This is a genomic window from Sphingomonas sp., assembly GCF_050725575.1.
Taxonomy (GTDB): domain Bacteria; phylum Pseudomonadota; class Alphaproteobacteria; order Sphingomonadales; family Sphingomonadaceae; genus Sphingomonas.
Genome location: NZ_JBOHHW010000087.1, coordinates 1 through 10,775 on the forward strand (window position 1 = coordinate 1; position 10,775 = coordinate 10,775).

At 65.8% G+C, this 10,775-nt stretch carries 12 protein-coding genes; 7 read left to right on the forward strand and 5 right to left on the reverse strand.

The features are described 5' to 3' along the window. On the reverse strand, positions 1-1,458 hold a 1,458-nt coding region (locus ACRECS_RS26975; RefSeq protein ID WP_431586062.1), incomplete at its 3' end, for a TonB-dependent receptor. 213 nt (positions 1,459-1,671) lie between these two features. On the opposite strand from ACRECS_RS26975, the gene ACRECS_RS26980 reads away from it, so the two are divergent. Then, entirely contained in the window at positions 1,672-2,628 is a 957-nt protein-coding gene (locus ACRECS_RS26980; protein WP_431586063.1) for a TraB/GumN family protein, read from the forward strand. 22 nt (positions 2,629-2,650) lie between these two features. Here the strand turns inward: ACRECS_RS26980 and copD are convergent, their stop codons facing one another. Both copD and copC read right to left on the reverse strand, forming a co-directional pair. Then, positions 2,651-3,586 carry a copper homeostasis membrane protein CopD gene (gene copD / locus ACRECS_RS26985; RefSeq protein WP_431586064.1) on the reverse strand — a complete coding sequence of 312 codons (936 nt, stop codon included), beginning with the start codon at positions 3,584-3,586 and terminating at the stop codon, positions 2,651-2,653. A 4-nt stretch (positions 3,587-3,590) separates the two neighbouring features. Next, positions 3,591-3,989: a copper homeostasis periplasmic binding protein CopC gene (gene copC, locus ACRECS_RS26990; protein ID WP_431586065.1), complete on the reverse strand. Its 399-nt coding sequence runs from the start codon at positions 3,987-3,989 to the stop codon at positions 3,591-3,593. Positions 3,990-4,120: 131 nt separating this feature from the next. On the opposite strand from copC, the gene ACRECS_RS26995 reads away from it, so the two are divergent. Genes ACRECS_RS26995 through ACRECS_RS27015 form a run of 5 tightly spaced genes read left to right on the forward strand, consistent with a single transcriptional unit; the run spans position 4,121 to position 8,395 of the window. Next, entirely contained in the window at positions 4,121-4,396 is a 276-nt protein-coding gene (locus ACRECS_RS26995; RefSeq protein ID WP_431586066.1) for a hypothetical protein, read from the forward strand. Further along, positions 4,393-4,833: a periplasmic heavy metal sensor gene (locus ACRECS_RS27000; RefSeq protein WP_431586067.1), complete on the forward strand. Its 441-nt coding sequence runs from the start codon at positions 4,393-4,395 to the stop codon at positions 4,831-4,833. Before ACRECS_RS26995 ends, ACRECS_RS27000 begins: the two co-directional genes overlap by 4 nt. Continuing rightward, positions 4,830-5,423, forward strand: coding sequence for an RNA polymerase sigma factor (locus ACRECS_RS27005; RefSeq protein WP_431586068.1), 594 nt, complete (start codon positions 4,830-4,832; stop codon positions 5,421-5,423). Before ACRECS_RS27000 ends, ACRECS_RS27005 begins: the two co-directional genes overlap by 4 nt. Before the next feature lie 60 nt (positions 5,424-5,483). Continuing rightward, positions 5,484-7,319 carry a copper resistance system multicopper oxidase gene (locus ACRECS_RS27010; RefSeq protein ID WP_431586069.1) on the forward strand — a complete coding sequence of 612 codons (1,836 nt, stop codon included), beginning with the start codon at positions 5,484-5,486 and terminating at the stop codon, positions 7,317-7,319. After that, entirely contained in the window at positions 7,316-8,395 is a 1,080-nt protein-coding gene (locus ACRECS_RS27015; RefSeq protein ID WP_431586070.1) for a copper resistance protein B, read from the forward strand. Before ACRECS_RS27010 ends, ACRECS_RS27015 begins: the two co-directional genes overlap by 4 nt. A gap of 9 nt (positions 8,396-8,404) precedes the next feature. On the opposite strand, the gene ACRECS_RS27020 is transcribed toward ACRECS_RS27015, so the two are convergent. Then, on the reverse strand, positions 8,405-9,280 hold the full coding sequence (locus ACRECS_RS27020) for an NAD(P)-dependent oxidoreductase (RefSeq protein WP_431586071.1): 876 nt from the start codon (positions 9,278-9,280) through the stop codon (positions 8,405-8,407). Between the two features lie 65 nt (positions 9,281-9,345). Further along, positions 9,346-9,945 carry an alpha/beta hydrolase gene (locus tag ACRECS_RS27025; RefSeq protein ID WP_431586072.1) on the reverse strand — a complete coding sequence of 200 codons (600 nt, stop codon included), beginning with the start codon at positions 9,943-9,945 and terminating at the stop codon, positions 9,346-9,348. Positions 9,946-10,133: 188 nt separating this feature from the next. Between ACRECS_RS27025 and ACRECS_RS27030 the strand changes: the two genes are divergently transcribed. Next, positions 10,134-10,775: hypothetical protein (locus ACRECS_RS27030; protein WP_431586073.1), on the forward strand; the 642-nt coding region annotated here is incomplete at its 3' end.

Below are 10,775 nucleotides of genomic sequence, written 5' to 3' on the forward strand. Positions count from 1 at the left end.
GATCTTCAGCTTGTCGAGCGGCCGGTAGGATGCCTGGGCATAGCCGGCATAGGCAAAGCCGTCATTGGATTGATATGAATTGGAGATGCTCGGCAGGCGATCGCTCCGCCCCAGCGCCGGGAAGTTGAAGCCCTCGATCCGGAAATTCTTTTCTTTGGTCGCGAAAAGGCCGGCGATCCAGTCGAACCGCTCGCCCGACGGCGAAGTGAGCCGCAACTCCTGGGTATATTGCCGTGGCTTTTCATTGACCGCATCGGTGATCTTGAAGGTGAAGCCGTTGGTCGCAGGGCCAAGCAGGACATTGTTCGGATTCCCGGATGCGCCGGTCAGGTCGGTAAAGACGCTCGATGGCGGCAGGCCCGATGAGTCCTCGAGATAATCATAGCTCGTACGGCGATAGCTACTGATCGAGGTCAGCGTCGCGAAATCGAACTGATAGGCAAGCTGCAGGCTCACGCCGAAGATATTGCGCTTGGTATAGCCTTCAACCGACGCAAGCGTTGTAAAGGGACTGCCGGCGCCACCGAGCGCCGCGTTGACTGCCATCGGATCCGACGCGCACCCGCAATTGTGCAGCGGACCCTGGCTGCCCACCGGTTCGCGATTGGTCGCGCCATTGTCGTCATGCGTGCCGTCGACGGTCACGCTGGCGCTGAAGCGATCGCTGGGTTCCCAGCGCAGCGTGCCGCGATAGCTGAACGATTCCGTCTCGCCCCAGCGCTGGCCGTAATAGGGGCTGCCGACAAGGACGTTACGCAGATAGCCGTCATTGGACCGGTAGCTCAGGGCGATCTTGGCATAGAGATTATCGGCAATTGGGCCGCTCACCAGGCCGGCGGCATCCATCCTGCCATAATTGCCGATCTTGATGCGGGCTTTGAACCGCGGCGTCGAATTCGGCTGCAAGGTGACGAAGTTGATCGAGCCGCCGATCGAGTTCTTGCCGTAGAGCGTACCCTGTGGCCCGCGAAGCACCTCGACCCGTTCGAGATCGAACAGGTCGAACACCTGGGCGGAGCGCGCGGCGATATAGACGCCATCGACCGAGACGACGGTCGAATCGCTGGCGGCGGGCCCGTCCTCCTTGGTGCCGACGCCGCGTATCGCGATTTCCGGCTGACCCGCCGCGAACGCGGCGAAGCTCAGCCCGGGGGTGCGGTTGGCGATGCCAGAGAGGTCGGAGATATTGTTGTTTGTCAGCGTGTCGCCGGAAATGGCAGTGATCGCGGCGGGGACGTCTTGGAGCGCTTCGGCGCGGCGGTTGGCGGTCACGACAATGTCGGCAAGGCGACCATCGCCATCAGCCTGCGCGCTCTCCGGGACTGCATCGGACGGAGCCGATGTTTGAGGCGTGACGCTGGGTTGGGTTGCCTGAGAGGCTACCGATTGGGCCGTGGCGGGAGCCGCCCATAGCCCAATGACCATCGCCGTCGTCGAACTCAGCTTGCCTCTTGTCATTTCGCTCTCCCCGATCCCTGATGCGCGCCTGCTCATTAGCAGTCCGACCGGTCAGTCTTATTATCTCGCAGGGGAAAGTGCAATAGATGACCGACCGGTTGGTCAATTTTTGATTTGACGCCGGCTGCGCTGCCAAAAAAAAAGCGCTTCCCGAACCCGACCTCGGCCTCTTAGGGCGGGAGGGAGCGTGTTGCGCGCGAGCTGGAGTGACGGATGAAGATCATAAGCCTCTTGGCTCTGCTGTTTGCCGCCGGGACGGCGGTCGCCGCGGCGCCGGCCCCGGTTCAGGCACAGCAGGCGACGGTGCTGGCCGACGCCAGTGAGGACATCGTGGTCACGGCGCGGCGCTCGGGCGCCCCAATGTGGACGATCGAGACAAGCGCCGGCGTGGTCATCCTGGTTGGCGAGATCGCTGAGGTTCCCAAGGCGACGCCGTGGCAGCCGGAGCGGCTGGAGGGGGCGACCGAACGGGCGCAGCGCATCGTCCTCGGTACCAAGGCGAAGATATCGCCCGGCGACATCTTCCGGCTCATCTTCAAGGGTGGCCGGCTGACCAAGCTGCCCAAGGGGCGCGTCGCGGCGGATTATCTGAGCCCACAGCAATTGCAGCGGCTGCAGACGCTCGAACGCCGCTTCGATCAGGATTATACGCGGCAGAATTTCCTGATGGCGGCATTCGACCTGTTGTCGAAGCGCCTCGCCTTCAATCGCAACACGACCAACGACGCGTCCGATGTCGTGCGCAAGGCCGCGCGGCACGCGAACATACCGACTCAGCCGGTCGGCGAAGTGCGCGGCGAGGACATGCTCGACAATCTTTTCGGGGCGGCCGCCGAAACCCATATTCCCTGCCTAGAGGCAGCGATGACCGCGACCGAGGCAGGGCCCGATATCGTCACCGACCGCGGCCGGGCCTGGACCAAGCTCGACGTTCCGGCAGTGATGGCCAATCCGCTTGAGGAAGCGCTGGGACGCTGCTGGCCTTGGACCAATGACGGCTTCGGCCCCGCGCTTCGCCAGCAATGGGTCGATGCGATCCGCGACGCCACGGTGAAGCCCGGCGTCACGCTCGCGGTCGTGCCGCTCCGGGTGCTGGCCGAGCGCGACGGGGTGCTCGACCAGCTCGAAAAGCGCGGCCTTGAGGTCAACGGACCAGTGTGGCGGGAGTGAACCGTGCCGGTCAATCCCGAGCTTAAATACCGGCAACAGGCGGGGCGAGCGTTCCGAGCCAGGCGACAAGCCCGAAGATCAGCAGCGCAAGGCCGGCTTCGACGGCAAGGCTGCGACGCAGCAGCGCGAGTGCAACTTGCGGTGTACTCTGATCTAGCGCGACCTCCAGGGCCGGTGTCAGGCAAAAACGGTTGAGCGCGGCCAGGCCGAGCATCGCGCCGAACAGTATCAGCTTTGCGATCAGCAATTGCCCGTAAGGCGTCGCAGGGAGCGTCTGGATATGATCGGCGCCGACGAGGAACGCGCCGTTGACCAGCCCGGTGGCGACCAGCAGCGCGACGATGATTGTTCCCATGGTCGAAAACCCGGCAAGCGCATGCCGGGTGGCGCGCACCTGCTCGATATCCGCTGTCGCCCGGTCCCGCATCACCAGCAACAGGAGGACGAAGAGCGCCCCAAGCCAAGCCGCAGCCGCGAGTAGGTGCAGGATGTCGGACAGCAAATGGATCCAGCCCGCCATGCCCTCGGTGGCGGCGCCGTGCCCCGACCAGGCGAGGGTGGCGACCGCCACGCCGCTAAGCAGCGATGCCGGAAGCAGCGCCGCGACCGGCCGTCGGGCAATGGCCGGTGCGCAGATCAGCACGCCGGACAGGGCGACAAGCCGTGTCAACAAGGCCCAGCCCAGCGCCGTCCCGGACAACAGCATGATCAGGGTCGCCTGATCGACGTCCGTGAAGGAGGTCCCGGCCATACCGGCTGCCTGCAGCCCGAACCCGAAGCCCGAAAGCATCGCCCCAACGCTTGCCAGGGCAAGGAGCAGGGGCCGGATCGGGATGGAAGTGCGTCCATCCCGATCCGCGCCCCGCATTCCATACAGGCCGAACAACGCCATCCCGAACAACAGCCCGAGATCGACAAACAGCCCGTAACGGACTGCAATGATCGGCCAGTCGTCCAAGCGATTATTTCACGGTGAAGGCGACGCGGCCTTCCACGCGGTGCGTGTCGACCGAGACGACATGCCATTGCACCTGGTAAGTCCCGGCCGGCAGTGCGCGCGCGAAAGTCGCGACCAGCGTCTTGCCATCCTTGTCGAGCGCGGTCTTGAAGCCGCCCATCTTCATCGGCGCGTGATTGGCCATGCCGGGCATACCGGTCATGACCACATCCATGCCCGACATCTGCGCGACGAGCTTTTCGCTGAAGGCCAGCGCGATCCGCGTCGGCTTGGCGACCGATGCGCCGGCCGCCGGTTGCGCGGACAGCAGCCTGGGATGCGCCAGGGCGGGGGCTGTCCCGAAAAGACCGGCAAGAGCGGCGGGGGCAAGAGTCGCCAAAAGGGCCGTACGCACAAAGTTCATTGGTATCTCCTTCGGGGTCGATATGCTCAATACGCAAGGGCGGAGCTTACCCCTCGGTACTTTTGCCAAAGTCGATGTGAGGGTGATCGCCGTCCGCTGCGTATGACATATATGGGCTCGGAGACTGACGCATGAACGACATTGACGCGATACTTGCGCGCTTGCGGGATGCGCCGGTCCATCCCGGCCTCGCCACGATCGATGCGGCGGTGTTCGACGAACTGGCGGCGCGTGCCGCTGCGCCGCCGCTCAGCGCCAGGGCCTTTGGTGTGGCGGCGGTCATGGCGCTTGCCATCGGCATCGCCGGCGCTGCCCTTCCCGGCACGTCCGCCCGTGCCGCGCCGATCTCGCCCCTCGGCGCGCCCTCGGCGCTTGCCCCCTCGACGCTTCTGGGAACCGCCGAGTGAGAGACTATCGCCGGATCATTCTCATCGCGCTCATCGCCTTTGCAGCGGCGATTGCCGGCGTGGTTGTCGGCCGTGAGTTCGTCGTTCCCGAACGGCCGGTGGAGAATCAACTCCATGAGCTGCTGCACGAGCAGCTCAATCTCGACAAGGAACAGCATGGCCGTATCGACCTGATCGAGCAGCGGTTCGCGGTACGGCGGCGTGCGCTCGAACTTGAGCTCAGGGCCGATAATGCGCGGCTCGCCGAAGCGATCGAGGCGGAGCATGGCTATGGGCCGAAGGTGGCGGCGGCGATCGATCGCTCGCATCAGGCGATGGGCCAGCTCCAGAAAGAGACGCTTGAGCATATCTTCGCCATGCGCGGCGTGCTGCGGCCTGATCAGGCCGTCAAATTCGATCAGGCCGTGGTTGGGGCGCTGACGGCCAAGGAGAGGTGACTCTTGGTCGGGTGACTGGCGATGAGGTAATTGGCGATCTCGCCGGTTGTTCCGACGGCGAGCTGACCGCGCTTGCGCTGGCCGGGCGGCAGGCGGCCTATGGCGAGCTAATGCACCGCCACCGCGACACTGTCTATCGCATCGTCCGCGGCCAGATCGGCGATGCCGATGAAGCGCTCGACGTGACGCAGAACAGCTTCATCGCGGCCTTTTCGGCGCTGGCGCGCTTTGACCGGACCCGGCCGTTCCGCGTCTGGGTCGCGCGCATCGCGATCAACAAATGCCATGACTGGGCGCGCCGCCGCGCGGTGCGCCGCTTCCTCGCCTTTGCCGCGCCGCTCAGCGATGCGGAACAGGTGGCCGACAGCGCGGCGCCCGCCGACGCCATGCTTGCCGACAGGCAGGCACTGGCGATCACCATGCGCGCGATCGCCAACCTCCCGGCCTCACTCAAGGAGCCGCTCGTGCTGCGTACGATCGATGAATTGTCCCAGGCGGAAACCGCCCAGATCCTCGGCATCAGCGAAAAGGCGGTCGAGATGCGCGTGTACCGCGCACGGCAGAAACTGGAGAAAATGTTGAGGGGTTGAGGAACGGGCCGCGTATTCCAGTCCATGACCGCCACGACTTCCAGGACGATCGCAAAGACAATGACTGTATCCATGCTCGATCGCCGTACCTTGCTACGCGGCGCGGCGCTGGCCGGCGGCGGCGCTGCTCTCTCAAGCTGGTTCCCCGCCTGGGCGCAGCCGGTGTCGGCGGGCATCGCGGCCACGCTGCCGACCGTTGCGGGCACCGACATCTCGCTGCGCATCGCGCATCAGATGATGACCGTCGATGGCCGTCAAAGCCACGCGATCGGGATCAACGGCACTGTTCCTGCGCCACTGGTGCGGCTGAAGGAAGGGACGACGGTCCGCCTGTCGGTCACCAATGATCTCGATGAAGACAGCTCGATTCACTGGCACGGCCTGCTCGTCCCGTTCCAGATGGATGGCGTGCCCGGCGTCAGCTTTCCCGGGATCAAACCGCGCTCGACCTTCGTCTATGAATTCCCGGTCCGGCAATCGGGCACTTATTGGTATCACAGCCATTCCGGCCTGCAGGAGCAGATCGGCCATTATGGCCCGATCGTGATCGACCCGGCCGGTATCGACCCGATCCGGTCGGACCGCGAACATGTCATCGTGCTGTCGGACCACAGTCCGCTTCACCCGCATATGATCTTCAAGAAGCTCAAGCAGCAGGGCGGCTATTTCAATTATCAGAAACAGACGCTGGCCGATCTGATCAAGGGCAAGGATCAGCCGCTCAGGGACCGGCTGATGTGGGGCGGGATGCGGATGGACCCGACCGATATCTCCGACGTCACTGGCGCCACCTATAGCTATCTGATCAACGGCCATGGCCCGCGCGACAACTGGACCGCCCTGTTCCGGCCCGGCGAGCGGGTGCGGCTGCGCTTCGTCAATGCGTCGGCGATGACCACCTTCAACGTACGTATCCCGGGACTGCGATTGACCATCGTTCAGGCCGACGGCCAGCCGGTGCGTCCGGTCACCGTCGATGAATTCCAGATCGCGATTGCCGAGACCTATGACGTGATCGTCGAGCCCGTCGAGGACCGCGCCTATACTTTGGTCGGCGAGGCGATCGATCGGTCGGGCATGGCGCGCGCCACGCTGGCGCCGCGTGAGGGCATGACCGCTGAGGTGCCGCCGCTGCGCAAACGTCCGCTCGCGACCATGAAGGACATGGGCATGGGCGACATGGGTGCTGCCCCGGTGGTCGGCGGCGACTGTCCGCCCGAACATGCAGCGATGGGCCATTGCACGCTGGCCTCGGCCGCACCGACGGATCGCGCTGCGACGGCGAGCGACGGCATGGGCGATATGCCGGGCATGAACCACGGCGCCGGCGGCATGAAGCATTCGATGCGCGACTTTTCCAACGCGGGTGGGGTCAGGAAGAGCCCGACGGTGCAGACCATCTCGCCGATGCCGGTCGATCGTACCGGTGAACCCGGCCAGGGGCTGCAGGATGTCGGCCACAAGGTGCTGGTCTATCGCGACCTGATGGCGGTCGATCGCAATCCGGACGTACGCGCGCCCGACCGCGCGATGGAGATCCATCTGACCGGCAATATGGAACGCTATATGTGGGCGTTCGACGGCGAGAAGCTGAGCGAGGTGAAGGATCCGATCCCGTTTCTCGAGAATGAACGCGTCCGCGTCACCTTGATCAACGACACGATGATGGGCCATCCGATCCATCTGCACGGCCATTTCTTCGAGCTGGTGACCGGTCATGGCGACCATGCGCCGCGCAAGCATACGGTGCAGGTCCAGCCCGGCGGGAAAGTGACCTTCGACGTCACCGCCGATGCGGTCGGCGACTGGGCCTTTCACTGCCATATGCTCTACCACATGCATGCCGGAATGATGCAGGTTGTGACGGTCCGCCCGCGCCTGGGCGATGGCGCATGAAGACCCTGCTGCTTCTCGCTGGCGCATCGCTGGTCACGGTCGCCGTTCCTGCGCGCGCTCAGTCCATGGATCAATCGATGCCCGGCATGACCATGCCGGCCAAACCGGCGGCAAAGCCGAAACCGAGACCCAAAGCCCCGCCGGCTGCCAAGCGCCCTACTCCGGCAAAGGCTGCTGCACCGGCACCCGCAGCGAGCCCGGACATGCCGCCCATGTCGATGGCAATGCCGCAGGCGGCGCCGGCCGAGGATCCGCACGCCGGCCATGTCATGCCCGGCATGCCGGCCGCGAGCCCGGACGCGCCCGCGCACGGCCCTGGCGGCACCGCGCTGCCGGCGGGCGATGCCTCGGCGCCCGCCGCGTCGGAGGCCAATTATGCCGATACCGTCTGGGGCAAGGACACTATGGCCGCGTCGCGCCGGCAACTGCGCCGCGAACATGGCGGCGGCAATTTCTCGCAAGTGATGTTCAATCTCGCGGAATATCAGGTGCGTGATGGCCGTGACGGTTTCCGCTGGGACGGAGAAGGCTGGTTCGGCGGCGACATCAACCGGCTGGTGGTGAAGTCGGAAGGCTCGGGCAGCTTTGGCGAGGGCGTCGAGGACGCCGAAATCCAGGCGCTCTACAGCCGCGCGATCGGCCCCTATTTCAACCTTCAGGCCGGCGTGCGGCACGACATCACGCCCAATCCCTCGCGCACCTATGCGACGATCGGGTTCGAAGGGCTCGCGCCCTACTGGTTCGAGGTCGAAGGCGCGCTGTTCCTGTCCGACAAGGGTGATCTGCTCGCCCGGGTCGAGGGCTATTATGACCAGCGCATCACTCAGCGCCTGGTGCTGCAGCCACGGGCCGAGCTGAACTTCGCCGCGCAGGACGTGCCGGAAACCGGCACCGGTGCCGGGTTGAGCGATGTCGAGCTCGGTTTGCGCCTGCGCTACGAGGTCACCCGTGAATTCGCGCCCTATATTGGCGTGTCCTGGGATCGCCGCCTCGGCGACACGGCGCGTTATGCCCGGCTTGCGGGTGAGAATGCCGGGGCGACCAGCTTCGTGATTGGCGTGCGGACCTGGTTCTGAGGCTTCGCGTCACGCCGGCTTTCCGGCCTCGTGAAAGGCCGTGACAACCGCCGCCATGTCCTGCTCGCCATGTCCTGCGGCAAGGACGGTTTCGAACAGGCGCCGGCTTTCGGTGAGCAAGGGTGCCGCCGCGCCAGCCGCCGCGGCGGCGTCGGCGACCAGGCTTGCGTTCTTGCACACATCGCGGATCGCTGCCTGTGGTGCGAAGTCGTCCCGTACCATCTTGGCGAGCTTGGCGGCCGCGACATCGCTGCGCAGCGGGCCGGATGCGATGATCTGCTCGAACAGACCCAGGTCCAGATCGAGCGCGCGCGCAAGGTTCGCAGCCTCGCCCAGCGCTGCGACCGTCGCGACCAGATACAGGTTCACCGCCAGCTTCATCGCCATCGCCGACGGCACCGCACCGGTCTCGATCATCTCGCGGCACATCGGGACGAGCAGTGGCCGCGCACGCGCCACGGCGTCGGGATCGCCGGCCAGCATTGCCACCAGCGCACCGGCTTCGGCGGGCAGGCGCGAGCCGGAGACCGGCGCTTCGACGAAACTGCCGCCCGCGGCCCGGACATCCGCCTCGAGCGATTGCGCAAAGGCGAGCGAATGTGTCCCCATATTGATGATCAGATGCCCGCCGGCACGGGCGGCGAAATCCGCCCCGCCACGGTCGAGTATCTGGTCCGTCGCCTGGTCGTTGGCCAGCATCAGGATCACCGTGTCGCACGCGTCGAACAGCGCGGCAGGGGTGTCGACTGCCCCCGCGCCAAGTGCCTGCAAGGCGTCACGCGACCGCGGCGAGCGATTATAGACGATGAGGTCGACCCCCGCGCGGCACAGATTGGCGGCCATCGGCTCGCCCATCAGGCCCAGTCCTGCAAATCCTGTCGGCATGCCGTGCTGGTAATCCGCCGGCAGCGGTCCGGATAGTGGCGAATTACCGGTTTACGGAAATCGGCTCAGGTCATGACGCCAAGCGCGTCGGCGACGCGCATCCGGCGCTCCACCACGCGTGCCGCCGCGCGCGCGACGAACGCATGCGCCTGCTGCCAGGGGCTGCCCGCGTCGAGCGGATCATTATCGACGACCTGGTCGAGGATCGCGCCGCCCCAACCTTCCGCCAACAGGTTAAGCGGCTCGAGATCGTTGCGCCGCGTATCGCCATCGAAGATCGCTGAAGGGAAGGGGAGCACGATCGACGGCGAGGCGAATTTCTCCGCGACCGCAAGGTCGCCGCCATGGCCGAGCGGATCGAGCAGCACGGCGCCCGCGACGCGCGACACATAGGAAGATGGCGAGAGCCGCGCCCACCAGGCGGTGGCGAAGCAGCTCGCGCCGCTGGCGACGAGCAGGACCGGCCGCTCGGCCGCGCGCACCGCTTCATCAAGCCGCACCGCCCAGAGATTGCGCTGCGACTCCGTGTCGGCGGCATAATCGACATGAGACTCACCGAGCCATGCCAGGCCCGGCAGTGCGCGCCGCGAGATGCCGCGATTGCGCCGGTCACCGGTGGTGATCACGGAAAACAGATCATTGGCAGGCAAAGTGATCGCGGTCATCACGCCTCTCCCGAAAACGCTTCTCCGAAACTGTCGAGTCGCGGGTCAGTTTATTCCCACTATATGGCTATGCAATAGTACTGCGCCGGAAAGGTGTCGGGCGGCGACGAGCGCTGGCCGTGTCATCTGTCGACGGATGCGATAGGCTCGCCCGCGGCGCATGACGGTGCCGGCGAACGGAGGCGGCAATGCGCAACCTGGATTTCAGTTCATGGCAGAGCGTGCTGGCGACGATCCTTGGCCTGGCGCTCGTCACCTTGCTCGGCGTCGGCATCCGCCTGCTGATGATGGTGACGATCCAGCAGCGCCGCGAACGGATGAACCGCCAGATCAACGAGCGGCTGCGGACTCTGATCGCGGCCTATAAGGTCCTGGGTGGGTCCTTTACCAGCAATCTCACCGTCGACCCGACGCATCTGCGCGACCTGCGTCGGCGCAGCGACTCCGGCGAAGGCGGGGCCGTCGCGGATCCGGACCCGGCGGCGACGGGATCGGATCGCGCGCGGCGCATCCGCGACGCGGTCGAGGCAGCATTGTCGGATATCATATTGCTCGGGACGGAGGAGCATGTCCGCCTCGCCGGCTACGCCGCGCGCGAGCTGATCGCGGGACGCCCTGTGCCGACGCACGAGCTGGTGATCGCGCTGCGCGACTTCATCCGCGACGCGCTGGATCTCGACCCGATTCCGGCCGACTTCGAAATCCCGATCCAGGGGCCGTCGCGCCCATCGGCTTCCGGCGGGCGCGGCAAGGGTGAAGGGGCCAGGGACAGCGCCCGGCAGGGCGGCGGCGGGGGCGGGGGCGGGGGCGGGGGCGGAACGGGAATGGGC

Coding starts and splice junctions, on each gene's coding strand:
- ACRECS_RS26980 (WP_431586063.1), top strand. CDS start 1,672: ATGAAGATCATAAGCCTCTTGGCTCTGCTGTTTGCCGCCGGGACGGCG.
- copC (WP_431586065.1), bottom strand. CDS start 3,989: ATGAACTTTGTGCGTACGGCCCTTTTGGCGACTCTTGCCCCCGCCGCT.
- ACRECS_RS26995 (WP_431586066.1), top strand. CDS start 4,121: ATGAACGACATTGACGCGATACTTGCGCGCTTGCGGGATGCGCCGGTC.
- ACRECS_RS27010 (WP_431586069.1), top strand. CDS start 5,484: ATGACTGTATCCATGCTCGATCGCCGTACCTTGCTACGCGGCGCGGCG.
- ACRECS_RS27015 (WP_431586070.1), top strand. CDS start 7,316: ATGAAGACCCTGCTGCTTCTCGCTGGCGCATCGCTGGTCACGGTCGCC.
- ACRECS_RS27020 (WP_431586071.1), bottom strand. CDS start 9,280: ATGCCGACAGGATTTGCAGGACTGGGCCTGATGGGCGAGCCGATGGCC.
- ACRECS_RS27025 (WP_431586072.1), bottom strand. CDS start 9,945: ATGACCGCGATCACTTTGCCTGCCAATGATCTGTTTTCCGTGATCACC.